This is a genomic window from Photobacterium ganghwense (assembly GCF_003025595.1).
GTDB classification, from domain to species: domain Bacteria; phylum Pseudomonadota; class Gammaproteobacteria; order Enterobacterales; family Vibrionaceae; genus Photobacterium; species Photobacterium ganghwense.
Genome location: NZ_PYMI01000003.1, coordinates 73,212 through 92,618, shown reverse-complemented (window position 1 = coordinate 92,618; position 19,407 = coordinate 73,212). Strand labels below are relative to the sequence as shown.

General features: G+C 50.1%; 16 protein-coding genes. 4 read left to right on the top strand and 12 right to left on the bottom strand.

What is annotated here, in order from left to right; all coding sequences use genetic code 11:
• Positions 1 to 66: 66 nt before the first annotated feature.
• The 10 genes from C9I92_RS10920 to C9I92_RS10875 all read right to left on the bottom strand — a co-directional run bounded on the left by C9I92_RS10920 (position 67) and on the right by C9I92_RS10875 (position 8,515).
• On the bottom strand, positions 67 to 1,209 hold the full coding sequence (locus C9I92_RS10920) for a 1-propanol dehydrogenase PduQ (protein WP_047887820.1): 1,143 nt from the start codon (positions 1,207 to 1,209) through the stop codon (positions 67 to 69).
• Positions 1,210 to 1,221: 12 nt separating this feature from the next.
• Positions 1,222 to 1,479 (bottom strand): EutN/CcmL family microcompartment protein, encoded by a 258-nt coding sequence (locus tag C9I92_RS10915; RefSeq protein ID WP_047887821.1) that lies wholly within the window; start codon positions 1,477 to 1,479, stop codon positions 1,222 to 1,224.
• Positions 1,480 to 1,495: 16 nt separating this feature from the next.
• Positions 1,496 to 3,124 (bottom strand): acetaldehyde dehydrogenase (acetylating), encoded by a 1,629-nt coding sequence (locus C9I92_RS10910; protein WP_053061958.1) that lies wholly within the window; start codon positions 3,122 to 3,124, stop codon positions 1,496 to 1,498.
• A 100-nt stretch (positions 3,125 to 3,224) separates the two neighbouring features.
• A complete protein-coding gene (locus C9I92_RS10905) occupies positions 3,225 to 3,503 on the bottom strand; it encodes a BMC domain-containing protein (protein WP_047887822.1) in 279 nt (92 codons plus the stop codon).
• Between the two features lie 13 nt (positions 3,504 to 3,516).
• Positions 3,517 to 3,801, bottom strand: a complete 285-nt coding sequence (locus tag C9I92_RS10900) for a BMC domain-containing protein (RefSeq protein WP_047887823.1) — start codon at positions 3,799 to 3,801, stop codon at positions 3,517 to 3,519.
• An 18-nt stretch (positions 3,802 to 3,819) separates the two neighbouring features.
• Positions 3,820 to 4,098 carry a BMC domain-containing protein gene (locus C9I92_RS10895; protein WP_047887824.1) on the bottom strand — a complete coding sequence of 93 codons (279 nt, stop codon included), beginning with the start codon at positions 4,096 to 4,098 and terminating at the stop codon, positions 3,820 to 3,822.
• Between the two features lie 930 nt (positions 4,099 to 5,028).
• Positions 5,029 to 5,535: a FidL-like protein gene (locus tag C9I92_RS10890; protein ID WP_047887825.1), complete on the bottom strand. Its 507-nt coding sequence runs from the start codon at positions 5,533 to 5,535 to the stop codon at positions 5,029 to 5,031.
• A gap of 2 nt (positions 5,536 to 5,537) precedes the next feature.
• On the bottom strand, positions 5,538 to 6,374 hold the full coding sequence (locus C9I92_RS10885; RefSeq protein WP_047887826.1) for a transcriptional regulator: 837 nt from the start codon (positions 6,372 to 6,374) through the stop codon (positions 5,538 to 5,540).
• Positions 6,375 to 6,717: 343 nt separating this feature from the next.
• Positions 6,718 to 7,206, bottom strand: a complete 489-nt coding sequence (locus C9I92_RS10880) for a hypothetical protein (protein ID WP_047887827.1) — start codon at positions 7,204 to 7,206, stop codon at positions 6,718 to 6,720.
• Positions 7,207 to 7,372: 166 nt separating this feature from the next.
• Positions 7,373 to 8,515, bottom strand: coding sequence for a multidrug effflux MFS transporter (locus C9I92_RS10875; protein ID WP_047887845.1), 1,143 nt, complete (start codon positions 8,513 to 8,515; stop codon positions 7,373 to 7,375).
• A 285-nt stretch (positions 8,516 to 8,800) separates the two neighbouring features.
• Here C9I92_RS10875 and C9I92_RS10870 point away from each other — a divergent pair, with 285 nt between their 5' ends.
• Positions 8,801 to 9,595: an AraC family transcriptional regulator gene (locus tag C9I92_RS10870; protein WP_047887828.1), complete on the top strand. Its 795-nt coding sequence runs from the start codon at positions 8,801 to 8,803 to the stop codon at positions 9,593 to 9,595.
• Positions 9,596 to 9,621: 26 nt separating this feature from the next.
• On the opposite strand, the gene C9I92_RS10865 is transcribed toward C9I92_RS10870, so the two are convergent.
• Positions 9,622 to 10,665 carry a DUF4118 domain-containing protein gene (locus C9I92_RS10865; RefSeq protein WP_047887829.1) on the bottom strand — a complete coding sequence of 348 codons (1,044 nt, stop codon included), beginning with the start codon at positions 10,663 to 10,665 and terminating at the stop codon, positions 9,622 to 9,624.
• Between the two features lie 185 nt (positions 10,666 to 10,850).
• Here C9I92_RS10865 and C9I92_RS10860 point away from each other — a divergent pair, with 185 nt between their 5' ends.
• Together C9I92_RS10860 and C9I92_RS10855 are read left to right on the top strand one after the other, a co-directional pair.
• Complete coding sequence (locus C9I92_RS10860) at positions 10,851 to 14,426, top strand: MHYT domain-containing protein (RefSeq protein ID WP_053061959.1); 3,576 nt, start codon at positions 10,851 to 10,853, stop codon at positions 14,424 to 14,426.
• Positions 14,427 to 14,446: 20 nt separating this feature from the next.
• A complete protein-coding gene (locus C9I92_RS10855; RefSeq protein WP_047887830.1) occupies positions 14,447 to 15,445 on the top strand; it encodes an HD domain-containing phosphohydrolase in 999 nt (332 codons plus the stop codon).
• Positions 15,446 to 16,238: 793 nt separating this feature from the next.
• Here C9I92_RS10855 and C9I92_RS10850 read toward each other — a convergent pair.
• Complete coding sequence (locus C9I92_RS10850) at positions 16,239 to 16,748, bottom strand: phage regulatory CII family protein (protein ID WP_047887831.1); 510 nt, start codon at positions 16,746 to 16,748, stop codon at positions 16,239 to 16,241.
• Between the two features lie 925 nt (positions 16,749 to 17,673).
• Here C9I92_RS10850 and C9I92_RS10845 point away from each other — a divergent pair.
• On the top strand, positions 17,674 to 19,335 hold the full coding sequence (locus C9I92_RS10845; RefSeq protein WP_047887832.1) for a pullulanase-associated domain-containing protein: 1,662 nt from the start codon (positions 17,674 to 17,676) through the stop codon (positions 19,333 to 19,335).
• Positions 19,336 to 19,407: the final 72 nt, after the last annotated feature.

Genomic DNA, 19,407 nt, shown 5'->3' with positions numbered 1-19,407 from the left:
TTGGGTATCAGCTCTTGGTATTCGCTTTTTGTGTTCACTTTTGGGCACTAGCGCTTGGCATTCGCATCACTGAGTTGCCGCCGATCGAAAGCTCTGTTGGTATAACTGCTCAATGTCGAGCGCCGATGCTTTACGCGGGTTTGTCGGGGTACAGTTGTCTTTCAGTGCTTGTGCCACCAATGCTGGCAACGCCGCTTCAAATGCCGGCCTCTCCACACCGGTTGCGGCAATGCTGGCCGGTATGTCCAGTTGTTCACGCAACACATCAATGGCTACCAGTAAGCTCATCACGCCTTCTCGGGTATCGGAGGCTGGTAGTCCAAGCAACTTGGCCAGACGCGCATACTTACAGGCCGCCGCGTTATTACACTGGCCGTGGTAATCTGCGTTAAAGGCCACCACCTGACTCATCAGCAGGGCATTCGCACGACCATGGGGAACCCGAAATCCGCCACCCAAGGCATGAGCAAGGCTGTGAGTGATCCCCAGCGAAGCATTGGTAAATGCCATACCGGCAATACAAGAGGCGTTGTGCATTTTCTCCCTGGCCACCAAATCCTGGCCGTTACGATGACAATCCGGCAGGTGAGCAAAAACAAGTTGAACGGTTTTTTCTGCCAGCGCATCGCTGAAATCCGATGCCTGATTCGACACATAGGCTTCGAGGGCATGGCACAGCACATCCATTCCGGTATCGGCAGTGATTGCTGCCGGCACCGATGCCACCAGCTCGGGTGCCAGAATGGCGAGATCAGGCAACATAAAGCCATCGACCAGTGCCCATTTTTCGGTTCCTGACTTAATCACCGAAAAGGCGGTAACTTCCGAGCCAGTCCCACTGGTGGTCGGAATTGCAACAAACTTCGGCTTTTCAGCCAGTTCTCCGGCTTGGTGCAAGGTGTACAGCACCCCTTTTGCCGCATCGATCACTGAGCCACCACCGATCGCGATAAGCAGATCCGGTGCTGCCGCCTTGTAAGCCTTCATGCCAGCAGAGATCACTGCAACGTCAGGGTCAGGCGTTACCTCGGCAAACAGGCTTATCATTTCAGGTGTGCCGGAGAGGTAGCGACGCACCTGCTCCACCAGCCCAAACGTCACCATTGCCTGATCTGTGATGATCAAAGTGCGCTGATGGCTTAACGCTGTCAGTCTTTCTAGTGCCCCGGCGCCGAAATGAAGAGTGGGCTTGATCTGAAAGGTATTCATCGTGGTTTCTTCCTAGCATCCCTTGTGGATCTTCTCGACGATGGCGACAATCGACATCGCTTTGTATTGCTCTTTGTAAAGCGCAAAATAGTCTTCAACCAACACCTGATCAGCCACCCCGGCACCCACACTGTCGACAGCGACATAAGTTCTGTCTTTGATCGGTTTGAGGTCATCTCCCAGGGCAGTCACCAGCAGAAGGTTGGATCCCCGTAGTTGGTCGCATTTCTGCGTTGCGACAACATGGCCTGTTACTGTTGCAAGAATCATCAGCAGCTACCTTCCGTTACTGTCGGCCAAGAGCTTGTCGGATAATCTGCTCAACTCTGGCTTCATTCATCTCGTTGTGAGCAACAGGTGATACGCAAGCAAAACGATCATCACCTCCCATCGACGTATTGGCTGTATGGGCCACAGATGGTGCTGACAACTCCCCGGTAAAGCGCGCATCGTCAAAAATGCTCACTGGACGAGTGCAGGCAGCCTGCGTTGCCACAGACGTAGCATGGTGAGTCGGTATCAGGGTTGGGGTAGCAACAGCAACCGGTTGGCGCAGGTCGTCGACAGAACACACGCCGTAGCCGACTTTACGGACGTTCAGCAGGTTCATCGGGCCAACATTGTCTGAGCTTGAGCCTCCCCCCAGCGCACCACATCCCAGAGTCAGAGCCGGTGTCAGGTTGGTTGTCGCACCGATGCCGCCCAGCGCGGCCGGAGTATTAACCAGCATACGGAACACCGGTTTTTCCAGAGCAAACTGACGGACAATTTCCGGGTTCTGGGTATGAATCACCAAGGTGTGCCCTTTACCTTCATTGGTTAACAGCTCCACCACCCGATCACAGGCCGCATGCCAGTCTTCTTCAATATAAAGGCCAAGAACTGGGCACAATTTTTCTCGTGAGTAAGGATTTTGAGGCGATACCGTGGTTTGATGAGAAATCAAGACGGTGGTCTGGGCCGGAACGCTAAAGCCCGCTTTTTCAGCCACAGTCTGAGCACTTTGTCCCACAAATTCAGGGTTAATCATGCCGTTAGGGCGAAGCAGACGACCTGCCAGTAATGCAGACTCCTGCTCGTTCATGAAGTAAGCGCCTTGTTTAATCAGCGCCTGATGAACTTGTTCATAAATGCAGCGTTCAGCAATAATGGATTGCTCTGACGCACAAATCACACCATTGTCAAAGGTCTTACTGGTGATAACATCTTTCACCGCCTGCTCAATGTCAGCGCTGCGCTCAATAAATGCCGGACCGTTGCCCGGGCCGCCGCTGATCGTTGGTGTGCCGGAAGCATACGCTGCACGTACCATCCCTTCCCCACCGGTTGCCAGAATCAGAGACACATCTTTGCTCTTCATCAGAGTTTCGGTCGCTTGCATAGTCAGCAGGCTCACACCGTCAACAATGCCATCAGGGGCACCGGATTCCCGTGCTGCGCGTTTAACAATTTCAACGGCTTTGTGACTGCACTGTTTCGCATTCGGATGCGGAGAGAAAATAATGGCATTCCCCGCTTTGAGGGCGATAAGGGTTTTGTAGAAAATGGTCGAGGTCGGGTTAGTTGAAGGCACCAGTGCCGTAATGACCCCCAGTGGCACCCCCACTTCCATCACTTTGCGTACAGGGTCTTCAGCAATCACCCCGACGGTTTTCATCGCGCGAATGTGGTCGTGTACTTTCGTGGTCGCAAAAACATTTTTCAGCACTTTGTCCTGCCAACGCCCAAAACCGGTTTCTTCGTGGGCCAGTTTCGCCAGTTCTTCCGCGTGTTTCGCCGCTTCGGCAGCAATATGCGCAACCACCTGGTCTACCTGCTCTTGCGTAAATTTCGCGAACAGTGCCTGCGCTTGCTTGGCATTTTTCACCAATTCACGCGCAGCCTGAATTGATTGCAAATCTTTATCTAGCATCATGGTAAATTTTCATCCTTTTCTGCTGCCGATAGCGGTTTGGAGTGGCCTTGCCCTGATTGGCAAGGCTCCTTCTGTGTTTCACATTGCGGCAGCTATGCCCTCAGGCCTTGTGCTTTGACGCAATTTTTTCAATATCATTGTGGGGACGGGCGATGATTCGGGACGATACAACCGTACCGATCTTTCTTGCCGCTTCGATGCCCGATTCCACTGCCGCATTGACAGCTCCCACATCACCACGCACCATCACAGTCACCAGGCCGGAGCCTACGTTTTCATAACCGATCAGCGTAATGTTGGCGGCTTTGCACATTGCATCGGCAGCTTCAATACTCGGAACCAACCCTTTGGTTTCGATCAAACCTAATGCCTCTTTCATAGGTTTTTCCTTTTTATTCAGTCACGGTGTACTGAGAAACAATCTTTTCGATGTCACTGTGGGGACGGGCAATCACCAGAGATGTCACGACCTCACCAACACGCTGAGCCGATTCCACCCCCGAGTCCACGGCAGCTTTCACTGCCCCCACATCGCCACGAACCATTGCGGTTACCAGGCCTGAACCCACATTTTCATAGCCAATCAGTTCAACATTGGCGGCTTTACACATGGCATCGGCCGCTTCAATACACGCAACCAGCCCCTTTGTTTCAATCAGTCCCAAGGCATCATTCATGGTTATCTCCTTGCTTCCTCAGGCTTTGTGTTTAATCACAATTTTGTCGATATCGTTATGAGGGCGGGCAATGACCAGCGACGTCACGACTTCCCCCACTCGACGCGCTGACTCAACACCGGAATCCACCGCCGCTTTCACTGCGCCCACATCACCTTTCACCATAGCCGTCACCAAACCTGAGCCAACATTCTCATAACCGATCAGCTCGACATTGGCGGCTTTGCACATGGCATCGGCGGCTTCTACACACGCCACAAGACCTTTGGTTTCAATCAAACCCAATGCATCACCCATACTTCTTTCCTCCGTAGCTAGGGTTTCATCGTTCGTTATTGGAATTGGGCCGAAATACCCCCGCCTGAATGTGACAGGTAGATCTTTCATGGCATTTGATACATCGCATTCAGGCAGCGTATTCGACCAACGCAAACGACTATATTCCCCCACAAAAAGAAATGGCATTTGATTCCACCAATCATGGAAATTTAGGTAATTACTCCATAATTTAGAAAAATTGACGCCCATATTTATCGTTTTGCTCTGCTAAATTGCATTCCACAGCTTTCAATAAAACTCTAAATTCACAACAAAAGTGCTTCGGTTCACACTTTTTCCCGAGCAAAAAACAGCCGTTTTTCACGCCTTATTTATTCTTTATATGGCGTAACATTTGCGTATTAATTGGCAACAAAAAGCCCCTGTAATATTACAAAGCAGCAACATACATCCATGAAGAACAAGGTATTCAAAACCGTGAAAAGCCAATGTCCAATGTCCAATGTACTGAACAGCAAAAACAACCAGCCAAAAGGAACCAGCCTGATGTTAATCACTGAAATGACCATCTCGGTTTTTATAAGGTTTGTGCGGATAGATTCGGAAGCAATAATAGATTGGTTGAGCGTAATGATTGGAGGAGGATGGAGTCACCACCCAGTGTATTTACAACCTGACTGTACCTGACCAGTAAAAAGAAAAAGCCTTTGATGGCAGGAAAAATAGGAAGAAAATCAAGATAAGTTCGAAGTAAATGGACATCCAATTAACTCAGAGTCCAGGAAGCCGCATGTGGAAAAATTCAAGGCGTATTAACAGAAAAAGCAAAGTTCAGCATAGGAAACAGCTAACAACAATACCTTAACGTTATTCCGTTGTGTTGAAATACATCTGCGCTAGCCATTCAAATTTTCTCTCTCAAACCAGCTCTCTCAAACCAAACAGACTTTAATGTTCCAGCACGCAAACAAATAACGGCGAGTTCAGTGAACTAAGTAATACCGTTTCATAGTTGAGCTGCTGGACTTTAATTTGCAGGGCGTCATGACTGTCTGACATTTCTCTCATGAAATAATCAAACAACACGTCAGGAGACTCATCAATTGATGACTTAGTCGCATTCCAGCTTTGCACCTGATAAACACGCTCTAAATCAGATACACGCTGACTGAAGTAATTAAAGGTGACATAGCGCTGCAGATACAGCCAACCGGCTTTAGAATCAGAATAGCCTTCAACCACCATAGATCCTTCCCCATCACGGGCAAAGCGGAAATGAACATTCACATTCAAGGTTTCCGTCTGGGTATCCTCGAAGTGCATGATGGCACGAGCGCTACATCGCATTTCACCGCTGTTTTCGGGAATCACTTTAGATAAGAAAGGCAAGGTACAAAGAAGAAATAAAATTAGCGCATAAAAGAAAAAAATCCTTCCGCTTTTATTTGATGTCATGACTATTTCCATGAGTAATAAAAATAATTATCACAGTAGGCATAAGGATTGTTTTCATTTTTTGCACACTGAGCCAGAAATGTTCTGCCTAATCCCTTATTCTGAAACTTATCTCCGTAGTAAAACACAAATCGGCGTTCTTTATTGCACTCGATACCTAGTGCATTTGTGACGGCCGTAAAGCTATGGTTATAACTTTGCTGCATTTCGTCATTGATCATTTTTTCTGTTGAGAAGAGTTCACAAACACTATTTTGCACCTGATTAAGTTGCAAAATATTGATAGAACGTTCTGAAATGATCGCCGTCCAGAGCAATACCAGCGCCCCGGTGAACAGTACTGCGCTAGCCATCAGCCAGTTTTTTTCCTGCTCTTCTGTTTGAGGTGGTAAATCTTCACCAAATAGCGGTTGCTTTTTCGGACTAGGAGACAATAGCGGCGATACAGGTTGCTCAGTTGCCGTGCCGTCTTCCTCTTCTTGCTGAATTAAAGGATGCAGCTGACAATCATCAACAATTTCTATAACCAAATCCGGGTTAATTTCAATCCGACCCCGAGGAACAGAAACAACGATATTGTCGATGTCATAGAATCGAAACGCCTTTCGCAACATGCTTAGATATTGGTTAAGGTTACCATTGGATGATGTCAGTCCATTGTCATCCCACACTTTTTTCATCACTTCATCACGAGTGATAATGCCGGGGTGCTGAATTAAAAAGTAAAGTAAAGCATTTGCTGTTATTGAAAGCTGCGTATCAGAAACGCCTGAGTCGTTCAAACTCAGAGTTGCATCCGTCACATCATAAAAAAGGAAATCGTTAATTTTATACTTCATTGCAATCAGCTAATCCGTTACATTGCTTGCTTAGTTACCTTTCCCTTCGTCTGACGCTTCAATCCATCTGAATAATAATGATAAAAGTGATGAACTTACGTGACGGAAAATAGAACAGACTTGAATACTAGCCCTGCCCCTATAGCAAGGTTATGACTTAGATCAAAATAGAACAGTCGGTCAGTTTGGCAATTTGCCAATCTGTCAGAAAGGTCACAGAGTACACATTCCGTCGCCCAATTTTCAGCAAGAAATCAGCAGATAACTGTAGAGCATAAAAAAACGGCGCGTCCTTGTTCAGGACACGCCGTTCTATCAAATATCAGCTCAATATCGGGACAGATTAAATCCCGGCGCGCTTCAGCAGGCCAGCCATCAGAGGTGAACTGGCTTTAACTTGCTTGGCTTTGTTCTTAAATTCACGCGCCAGAGAGGCGTCCTGAATATCATTGGCAATGTAAATCATTGACTGATACATATCGCGCGCAGTTTTGATGCGCTCTTTATCATTCAGCGGGCTCAGCAGTTTCACCACATCACCACCGGTTCTGCCTTGCTCTTCAGCATAGCTTTGCACAGAAACCAGGAGTTTATCTAAGTCATTAACGAAGTCAGAGTTTTCGATACCTAACTTCTGAATCTCTTTCAGGTTACGCTTTCTCACCTGATTAATAATAAATGCTGGCTTGTTGATTTTCTTGTAGCCGAAGAAACCGGCCAGGATCAACAAGGCTACACCGCCCGCTACATAGCCCCAGATCGAACCGGAAGACTCTGCCACCGGCTGGATCACTTCAGCAGCTTTTGCCACAGACACTGGTACATCAGACATATTGGTAACCTTTTACTTCTATGGAACAGAATACTGAGACATTATGCACGCCTGCCTCAGAGAACTATGCGTTTTATCAAAAATTCATTTAAATAGAGTGACAGAGTTCAAGGTTTACGAAGAATCCACCCGATTTCGACCGAAATCTTCAGCGCATCTCGTTTTTTCACGGTAAATCTGTCTCCGGTTGTGCATCATTTTGCAACCGAGACTCTATCTGTAACACACCAAACGCGACGAGCCCACAGGTTACCACAACTGCAGAAAAATGCTGACTCCATCCTGCTAACATCAGACCACCCGCCAGTAGCAAGTAGTAAAACAGGCCGAATATCGCCCCGGCGCTCCCCTGACAGGCTCGGTATTTGACTAACGCTCCCGCCAGAACATTAGGGATTGCCATGCCATATGCGGCCACCACCAGCACAACCGGTGCCACAAAGCTGATGTGCCCATCAAGGACGTGTACTGTTACCCCGCCGACCACAAGAAACCCGACAGACAGATGCAAAATTCGCTTTTCCGGCCAGTGACGTGCCAGCAGCCATTTGTTGAGCCAAGCACCAGCGCCTACGCCCAGTGAAAGCACAATACCAGCCAGCCCGAAGATTTCCGTTTCCATACCCAAACGAGCGAACATAAACGGCGCAAGCTGGTAAAAACTGAACAGACAGACATTGAACACCGCCACCAGCACTGCGTTCCCCCAGAGCCGGGTATCACTCAGCATAGTAAAAAACACGCTCTTGAAAGCAGCCTTGTGATAACCGTCAGGTCGAGTTTCCGGTAACCGCAGTACTGACCACGCCAACAGCATCGACGCCAGTACCGCCAGCCCGATAAAGACGCCGCGATACCCCCATTGGCTGGTCAGTAATGCCCCGCTCATCACCCCCAATGCCGGACTGACCGCGATTGCCATTCCCAGTATCGAAAATACCCGCGCCAGTTGCCGACCGGTATAACGGTCACGCATCATCGTCTGGGTAACAATAGAGCCAGTCGCCGCCCCTAACGCAGTCAGACATCGTGCAGCCAGCAACAGCGGAAAGCTCGTAAGGAATACGGCCCACACAGAGGCTACCGCATACAGGGTTAAACCAGCCAGCATCGCAGGGCGTCGCCCGATACGATCCGACAACCATCCCCATATCACCACCCCAAGCGCAAACGCCAGAAAATAGAGCGATAAAGTTTGCGCCGCTTCAGCCGCGGTGATCCCGAAACCAGCCGCAATGCCCGTCAGTGCCGGACTATAGATGGTTTCCACTATCTGCGGAAACATCATCAGTGCCATCACTAATGCCATCGACAAGGGTCGCCTAACCGATTCGGCAGAACAGAGGGAAGTCTTCTGTTCGGGTGCGTTTTGTTCAGGTGCATTTTGTTCAGGTGCATGGTTCACAGGTGTACTGTTTTCAGATGCCCTTTTTTCAGGTGCATTAGTTTTAGCTGAATAGTTGTGCCAGATTTTCATCTCATCTCCTTGGGCCCGTCTTTCTACGAGCACAAGGTAGCATCAGGCAAAAAGGGAAATTACAATAATCAGGACGACTTATTTACAAAATCGGACAATATTCCAGGTATCACTCATATGGCATGGTTAAACAAAGACGACACCTTTGACCCGGATAGCTTTCACAACAAGGTGCTGGGCATTGCGGCAGAACTTGGCGTACATGATTCCGGGGTGCATCATCATGCGATGGGCCAGCTGTTGTTTACCCACTGGGGATGTATTCGCATCACGCTCGCTGAGGCCATTTGTCTGCTGCCACCAACCCGCATCGCCTGGATTCCACCTGAGCTACCACACCGCGCCGAGGTTACCGGGGCTGTCGGCTACCGCTCTGTCTATCTCGACACCGCAGCGATTCCCGATTTGCCGGAGACCGTTGAGGTGCTTGAGGCCTCCCCTTTACTCCAGGCCGTTCTGGAACGTATCGCGATGGCCGATTTTTCCACTCAGTGGGAGCAAGGTCCGCCAGCCAACCTGCTTGCTGTGTGTCTTGATGAGCTGCACCAGGCCCGCAGCGAGCCGACAGTGTTACCCCTGCCACGCGATCCTCGCCTCAGACACCTCGCGTCACAGGCCAGCCACACCTTACCCCCCAGCCTAAAACTGCTTGCCGATCACACCGGCGCATCGGAAAAAACCATCAGTCGGATCATGCGCCGAGAGACGGGTATGAGCTACCAGCAGTGGCGACAACAATGGCGGCTGATCAAAGCCATCGAGATGCTGGCAGAGCAGAACTCTCTGACCACCATTGCCGCGGCGCTGGACTTCAGCTCAGACAGTGCCTTTTCAACCTTTTTTAAGTCGATGACCGGCTTGCCACCCCGAGAGTACATGGCCGACTCTGGAAGCAGAACAGCCCAGAGATAACACCGCTGAACCTTCTCTGCCTAGCCTCAACGTACTGATAAGCAGGGACTTTTTGAGATCGGGAGCCAGACACGCAACACTGTATCTTGTTCTTTCTCTTTGTCAGGCTGCGCAGGGAACAGCTCAAAGCATCCCTGACAATCCCGGATAATGGCGCGGGCGATAGCCAGACCGGATGCCGGGAAGTCCGGATCCTCGTCGAACGCATGATGTGAAAACGGGCCTTGGAACTCCGCCGTGAGCATCTCCGGTAGCCCGAGGGCAGATTCTGCCGGATGAAACTCAGCGCTCAGCGAGATACACAGAGCTGTGTTATCGGCTACCGCGGCCAGTAAAGTGTCCATCACGTTCGCCACTGCCAGCTCCAGCAGCGCAGGATCCCCCTGAACGGCGGGCAACTCCGTATCGGCATTAATAACCAGTCTCTGGCAGCACCCCGGAAACTGCGCCATGACACGGTGCAGAAGAGGTACCATAGCAACGGATGACACATTCTTCTCCTGAACGTGGGTATTTCCCCTGACGGCTAACGCCAGCTGATGGGCCAGCCCGAGGGTTTGCAGATGCCGCTGCAGCCGCCATGATTCGGTTATCGCCTGATGCAGCAGCCCTGCCTGCCGCCGGTTCAACCCGGAGCTATCCCGATGTATCTTCTCCAGCGCTCGATTTACGGCAGCCAGGGACGTCTGAAGATCGGAAGAGACTTGCGCCGACAGCAACGGATACCGATGACGATGGGATCGGGCTGGATTGGTCTGGCAAAAATGGCTGGCCAGCTGACTGATGATGAGGGCGACGAGCAGAAACACGCCCAGATTGACGACATCCTCCAGGTGAAACATCTGAAAAGAATATCGGGGAGCCGTAAAGAAGTAATTGAAACTCAGCGCGCTGCAGATCGCTCCCAGACATGCCCAGCGGCGGTTCACCCGCATAGCAACCAGCACAACCCCTAACTGCAGAATTAACAGGACAACCGCCGTCGATGCCGCCAGATAATCTGACAGACAACTGATCAGCAGCGCCACTGCAATCACAGAGAACGAAAAAATGCCGGGGCGAAACTCCACAATCAGCGACCTCAATATCAACTCAGGCTCTTATTAAGTGACGTTACTCTAGCAAAATCCCGTTCTCTGCCCGCGTAAAGAAAGCGTAAAAAATGCAGGTAACAGCACAGAGCTTTCTCTATTGATTTCAGACTCAATCAAGTATTATCCGACACCATAAGTAAGTACTGGCTATTATTTCTGGCATGATCCAACTTCAGCATTTTTTTATTACCGGTGAACCTGATGCCTCCCTGCTGGTAATGGGACATCATGACACACCACTGGTTGTCCTCTCATTGCTGATCGCGATTGGTGCCTCCTACATGGCATTAACTCTGGCCGCAGCGGCAAAACGCAAAGCCTCTCCGGTCATGCAGCGTATTCACCTGACCACTGGCGCAGCGTCACTCGGGCTCGGGGTATGGGCAATGCACTTTATTGGTATGCAGGCGTTCACCTTGTGTACCACTGTTGCATATGACCCCGGTATCACTCTGCTTTCACTCCTGCCCAGCCTCCTGGCGGCCTGGGTCACGCTAAACCTGCTGGCCAGACATACGGTGAAGCCGTCGCTGCTCATCGCTGGCGGGATCATGGTCGGTGTCGGCATCGGCGCCATGCATTACATTGGCATGGCTGCGATGATAATGGCACCGGAGCTGCGCTATGAACCCGTGTATTTCACCCTGTCAATTGTGGTGGCCATCGCACTAGCGACACTGGCACTGTGGATCAGCTTCGGATTAAGGCGGAAGCTGTCGCTACCGGGTTATCAGATACGGTTTATCGCCAGTATCGTGATGGGGCTGGCCATTGCCGGTATGCACTATACCGCCATGGCCGCCACCCGTTTTGTCGGCAACGCCGATCCTCAATTCAACCCCACCAGCCAGCAGCACTACACCCTGGGATTCACCGTCGCGATTGTCACTATTTCCCTTAGCCTGCTGATTGCCGCTGTCAATGCCATCATCCGTTACCGCCTGCTGCTGAGCCAAAGCCGGGAAACCACAGCAGAACTGAAAGCCATGATTGATACTGCCGTGGACGGCATCATCAAGATTTCCCCCAAAGGCACCATCCTGTCCTTTAACACCTCAGCAGAACGTATTTTTGGCTACCGTGAAGCCGAAGTATTGGGTCGAAATATCAAAATGCTGATGCCAGAACCGCACCGGGGCAACCACGACAGCTACCTGCGAAACTACCGGCAAACCGGTATAAAGCAGATTATCGGTGCCGGACGTGAAGTACAGGCCCAACACAAAAACGGTGAGCTGATCACCATTCGTCTGGCAGTGGGGGAATCTCGCCATAAAAACACCCTGAATTTTGTCGGCTTCATCTCTGATATTACCCAGCAGAAGGCAACCGAACGCGAGCTCCAATTGCGTGAATTGCAGTACCGGACCCTAATGGGAAATATTCCCGGCACCACTTTACGCTGTTTGTGGGACAGCAACTGGACCACCTTGTTTGTCAGTGATGCCATTGAACCACTCACCGGCAGGCAGGCCAGCGACTTTATGGAGGGACGGGTTCACCTGAAACAGCTGGTTCACCCGGAAGACATTGCGCCGGTAATGCGCACCGTCAATGAGGCCATTGCCGCACACCGCTCCTACACCATTGAGTACCGAATTTCTCACCTGGATGGCAGCTGGCGCTGGGTTGAAGAACATGGCACCACAATCTTCGGGCAACATGGCCAGTTCAAGTGGGCAGATGGTATTTTGCTGGATATTTCCGATCGCAAACAGATGGAAACCGAACTGCTGACTGCCAAAGATCAGGCAGAGCAAGCGGCACAGGCCAAAAGTGCCTTTTTGGCCAATATGAGCCATGAAATTCGCACACCAATGAATGCCATTCTGGGCTTTACCGATCTGTTGCTGTCGACGCCGGTCGATGACGAGCAAAAGAAAAACCTGACGATCGTCCGCAGCTCCGCACAGTCACTGCTGGAACTACTCAATGACATTCTCGACTCCGCCAAGCTGGAAAATGGCTCAACCGAGCTGGAACGGCAGCCTTTTTCACTGCGACAGTTATGTGAACAGGTCGTCGCCACCCTGTCACTGTCAGCCAGTCAAAAAGGGCTGGATCTGAGCCTGCACTATGACGCCAGCACCGGCGATCATTTTCTGGGGGATGCCCTGAAGATCAGGCAGATCATCATGAACCTCTTGAGTAACGCGATTAAATTTACCCCGCAGGGATTTGTCCGTTTATCTGTCCGGCTGCGAGCCTCTGCAGGCGTTCAGAATCCAAAGCAGGATCCCATCCTCAACATCGTGGTGGAAGACAGTGGTATCGGGATTGCGGCAGATCGGCTGGATAAAATCTTTGCACCGTTTTCGCAAGCCGATTCCAGCATGACCCGCCGGTTTGGCGGCACCGGCCTGGGCACCACCATCGCCCGGCAACTGGCCCTTCTGATGGGCGGTACCATCCATGTTTGCAGTACTCCCAATCAGGGCTCGACGTTTACCGTCAGTCTGCCGCTGCCCGCGATCGAAGGGAAAGCGGTACCTTCGCCGCAAAGCCATACCGCCTCCCTCCCGCCCCTGCGTATTCTTATCGCCGATGATGTTGAGCAGAACCGACAGTTGCTCACCCGCCATCTTGAGAAGCAAGGACATCACGTGCTTTGCGCTAAGTGCGGCCAGCAAGCCATTGAACTTTGCAGCCAACACCCGATCGATGTGATTCTGATGGATATCCAGATGCCGGGCCTGAACGGCCATGACGCCTGCCGGGTAATTCGTCTGCAGGAGCAGTTGTCGGGTCAGGCACGCACACCAATCATTGCCCTGACAGCCAGCCATACCCAACACGCCAAAGAGCGGGCCTGTGAGTCAGACATGGACGGCTTTTGTACCAAACCGGTTGATATTGAGGCGCTCTATACCGAAATTGCCAAAGTCACCGATATTGCCAGAGTCACGCAAAAGAACATCAGGGGTGACCACGATCAGGGCATTAGCGATGAAGGCAGTAGCAACCAGGACAGTGACTTAGCCGATGCAACGAGTCCGGGGAGTGAACAGACACACGTAGAAAGCGGACATCGCCCGTCCCTGCATATCCCGTTACCCGCATCTGCACCGATCATCGACGTTGCCCGCGGCTCTCAGCTTTGGGGAAGTACGGTCAATCACCGGCAGGCAATCCAGCACTTTATCGCGCGCGAAAGCACGCATCTTGAAAGGCTGGCTCAACAGACACTTCCGCCCGACGAATTGGCTCATGCCCCTGATGAACAGGCGCCCCTGCCGACGATACATCGCCTGAAGGGCGTGGCAGCCAACCTGGGGCTAAACACATTGACCCAAAGCCTAACCGCACTGGAGGCCGCCTGGAAACAAGGTGAGCACAACGCATTGTCCACGCAACAGCAACAACTGACGGTGGCCTTGGCAGAGCTCAACGCGTCCCTGTCACACTCTGCTGAGTTTCTTGATCACACTTCGAAGACAGCAGTCACCAAGCAAGGGTCCGACACTCTGGAGAAGCCGGATATCGACCTGCTGAACCGTTTCATTGCTCTGTTGCATCAAGGAGAAATTCCCGATGCCTTATATGCGCAGATCCGGCCTAAACTTCCGTCAGAAGTGGCCGACAACGTGGCTGCTGCATTAAACGATTTTGAGCCCGAGTTAGCGGCAAAGGCACTCACCCCGTTCTGTGATGCCAATACCGACGACCGGACCAACCGGCCCCTGTCAAAAACACAACATCAAGCAAGCGCAACACACACTATTTTCGATACACAATGACAAGAATAATTAACTGAATCATGCGACTGGACGACAAGCCAACCCTGTTGGTGGTGGATGACGAGCCCGCCAACCTGCAGGTACTCAAAAATATCTTAGCCGGTACTTATCGGCTGCTGTTTGCCAAAGACGGGCAACGCGCATTAGCGCTGGCCGCCACTGAAGAGCCTGATCTCATTCTGCTGGATGTCATGATGCCCGATCAATCCGGTTACGACGTCTGCCGGGAGCTCAAACTCAAGGAATCCACTCGCCATATACCGGTCATTTTTGTGACGGCATTAACCGGCGAAAATGAAGAAGCCTTAGGGTTTGAGCTGGGGGCCGTGGACTACATTCCGAAGCCAGTGCGACCGGCAATTGTTCGGGCCCGAGTCAAAACCCATTTGTCGCTGGTACGGGTGGATGAGCTGAAATCAACCCGCCTGTCTATCGTGCAGCGTCTGGGCCGGGCAGCCGAATACCGTGACAATGAAACGGGTTTACACGTGATCCGGATGAGCCGCTACGCCCAGATTCTGGCGCTGGCCGCCGGATTCAGCGAACATCAGGCGGAAGAGATTTTACATGCCGCCCCAATGCACGACATCGGTAAGATCGGCATCCCCGATGCCATTTTGCAAAAACCCGGCAAACTGACACCGGATGAGTGGCAAGTCATGCAACGCCATACTGAAATCGGGGCTGAAATCATTGGTACCCCCGACTCCTCACTGATGCGCATCGCCAAGGATATTGCCCTGTATCACCATGAAAGATGGGACGGCAGCGGGTATCCCACAGGCCTAACAGGAAATGCCATTCCCGTTGCGGCGCGGATCGTGGCTATCGCAGATGTGTTTGATGCCCTGACCAGCGAGCGCCCGTACAAATCCGCCTGGCCCGTCGAGCAGGCCACCCAGTTAATTCGCGAGGAATCCGGTAAGCACTTTGATCCGAATCTGGTCGAGGTCTTTTTTCAGTGTCTACCGAAACTGCTGGAAGTCAAAGAGCAGTGGCGGGAGCCGGAATTCGCCTGACAACGAAGATCCTGACATTCTGGCTCTGGTGCTGAGATGTATTGCTTGCCTTGAAAACTTAGCTGTTGCTTACCTGTTGCCGCTCATCACTTTAGCGGCACAGGTCAGTGACCGTTAGCGCGGGTAAGACCACCTCGGGAAAAAAGGGGCTTTCCTGAAAAGCACCATACTTATGGCAATGGATACCAGCTGACTGGGGTTATTTCCTTCATCAGGTTTCATCCGTGTTGATGGAGCATGCCTTGAGGCCAGTTCTGGGCAAGTTTTGCCTTCTGTTTATCTTTCTTCTCTTTATCTTTCTTCGCTTTTTCCTTTTATTACCCGAAAAATCATTGCTGATTTTTCATTCGATTTTTTAAATTCACTGACTGTTAACCAGCAATAAACATTGTCTTTTTCATGCATATTTTACGCATGGTTTATCGCTGTTTTTTCAATCAAATCCGCCTTTATTTATATGGTTATTTGTAAATGTGAAAGCCAAGCAACGATTCACGTATCCACAATAAATAAAATCATTAATATGAGTTGCATATCAAAAATGGATAAGCAGTTAGTTTACCGCCAAGTCCAAAAATAAAAAACACATTAACTCATATATATACTGACTCAGTGAGGCACACATGGTTTGTGAACATAAACGTTTTTATAGAGTAAAGCGGACTTTCTGGCAACGCTTGGTGTATAAAGAAGTTCATCGCTGTTACCACTGTGGCGATACAATTAAAATTTAATTCACTTATCTGTGATAAAAAGGGGACGTAAACTGTCCCCTTGTTATTCATTATCAGTTTTATTTAATCGTCAGATTTTGAGAACAAGCAAACTCCAACATATCCCGCAAATTAGTCATGGCGGATATATCCTGATCCATTTCTTTTTTGATCTCTTCTAACTCATTCGCACTGACTTTACCGTCCACCAGCGCATCGCGGATCTCCTGCTGTACGTCTCCCCGTTCCTTATCCCAGTCCATCCAGGCATGCAGGACGTTACGATAGGTAATGTCATAGCTTTCCTCCGAGTTATGGCGCTTACACTTCATGCCAAAGACCCGGAGCATCTCTTCCAGAATGTAAACATGCTTTTCGTCTTCCTGGAGCACTTCCAGCATCAGCATTAGCTCTTGTACTGTCAACTGATGGGCTTCCTGACTAGGATTCAGCTTGTTTGAAAAGGTACGCGCACTCAGTTTTTTACCACTGCGATCTTTTATCTGATGAAAGATATTTTCGATGCCTACTGACTTTGCCTGGTGATGAATTGCTCGGTAAAAGCTGGATTCACGGTATTCTTTATTCATTTATAATTTTTATCAATATTAATTAACGTAAATATGATGAGTTTATATGTTTAAATATTAATTTTGATATAATCCTATTTTCACCCCCAGATATAACCTTTTCCATTTCAATATTTATTTTTATACAATTTACTATGAGTTATTTTTAATAATCAGATATCGCGTTATGCGATAAAAAGGTAAACACAGTGAATATCCCATTCATCAATGTACCAACCGTTAATGATAATACAAACAACAAGGATTGAGTAGTTTTCTTCTGTGGCAAGAGTCAATCTGATTCACATTCAGCTACGCAGATCTTTTTCCGTCAGGTCGCGGGAGGAGCAACCTTATCCATTGTTATTCATTCTCTTTACTTGCCCCCTGCTTTTATTCCCCACCCCGCTATCAGTCGCAACCTGTATTAATCACAAGTTGGTCATCTCACAACCTCCCATTGATCATACTGAGGCACCATCTCTCCACTCCGTCGCCGTCTCATTAACGCTCAAGTGTTAATAATTGGTAATCACCGTGTTTCATCCCACACTTTTGATTCACCACCGAGTGAGAATCCAATCATGTTATGCACCAAAACACGCATGATGTATTGACCACCTGAATTATTTTGTAAAAAAATGTGTCGCCGGTATTGGCAAGACTCCGTTCCTTCTTTGCTCGAAAATTTGTACGAGCGATTTGTGCAATAACGTAGGCCTCATGCTTGCCCTGCGCCCTGACCGATGAAGAAACGCAAACCAATGACCAGCGTTGTCCTGACTGAATACATTCACACAGGATAACCAATACATCATCGCCCGCCGTCTGCATCGTACAGATACCATAAACCACTGCCTGTGCAGTATGTACCAGCGAGCCGTTCAACCCGGTATTGAACACCGTTTTGTTTAAGGCCGGAGGATTTTTTGTAAGGAACTCATTTATGAAGCTAAAAGGTATCTTGCTCTGCGTAGCCACTCTCTCAATGGCGGGTTGTGGAGGTGGAGGCGGCGGCGGTGACGGTACAGACACCGACCACAAAGCCTCCTCGTCGGTAACCCGCCTTTCCAGTCCGTATTTACCTGCAGAGCAGGGCGCAGTCTGGCGTTATACGGTCAAAGATTCGGGTGAAAATCTTTCGCTTTCAAGCAGTGCCATCAAGCAAGCCAACGGTAAAGAAACTGTCGATCTGACCTGGGATCACAGCGGATACCGGCAAACCTTACGCTATCAGGGAAATACGCTGTCCATCGAACACCTGCATTTCGACAAAGTCACCGTAAACAACACCGACTATAAGGTAGATATGGATTTGTCTACTGCCCCAGCCCTGCTGTTGCCGGAATTTAGTGTCATAACGCCCGAGGGAGGCATTAACTCCCGTCAGCAAATGCAGGTCACCATATCCCCGGACGCCGGCAGTACCTATGGCGAGTACTCCTTGTCCTGGTCATACAAAGGAATTGAGACCATCGAGACCCCGGCTGGCCGTTATGAAGCCTTACATGTTCAGTACAGCCTTAACCTGGATGTGTTTGTCGCCTTGCCTGACGATGCCTATCAGAGCGACAGCCCACAAGGAGATGGCACCTTCAGAACGCAGGTACCTGTCCTTCAGGATCTCTGGTTCTCACCCGGTATCGGCATTGTGAAAATCTCTGACAGCAGCGCCAGAATCTACTCCCCGGTCGTCGCTGAACTGGCCGATTTTAATCGCTACAGGGACAATGTCGGCAATCTGACCAACATGCCTGACAGCACTGCGATTCCGGCTGACAGTCCATGGAAAAATATCCGCCAAGCCTACAAACTGGATCAGCTTTACGGCAATTGGGAAAGCGCTTATCACTGCAACCCGGCAGAAACACAATCGCCGTCTTTTCAGTTGTCGCTGACAGAAACAAACTACACCCTGACGACCCGCCTGACGGACAACGAGAACTGCTCAGGGGATTACTGGAATGACTATGTTGAATCCGGCACGTACATACTTCGCGGATTTGATCCCCAAGATGCTGGTTTCCTCTTGCTTGACCTTATTCCTAGCTCGTCAACACGCCAGGAATACCGCTTTGGCCACCTGTTATACGAAACACCGGACTGGGGACAAACCCGTTTTATTTCCCTTGCGCCAATGGCGGATAAGACAGCCAGACTAGGAATTGATGAGATTCCGAATTTACCCAATTTGGCCACGCGTCTGTATGCCGAGTTAACAGCCGTTGAAAAAGAGCCCAAAGATACCGAAACCCTCAACAGCACTGCGCTGGTTTACTTCCAGATTGAAGATGAGAACTACCAGATGCTACCGGAGGAGGCGCATGCCGGCTGGGGAATGCAAGTCTGGAATGACGCAACCTGTGATGCAATCATGGACTCCCAGCTCAGTACAATCAGCTGGGAGCAGCCTTTGCAACCCGCAGGCTTCGACCCATTATTAGGCCTGTACTTTGAACTGCAGATTAAAGAAAATAACACCGGGTGCGCGAATGTCATCTTCCACAAAGGCGAGGAGAAGTCGGTTGAGCAAAACCAAACCATTGACCTTAATGCAAGATACTTCTATCAAGCCAAGTATGGGGCTCAGGGGATTACCAGCAACTGATATTTTCAGGTACACGCTGGGATAACCCGAGCCTAACTCGCTAGACAGCTTGCCTCAGCCATCGCGTTGTTT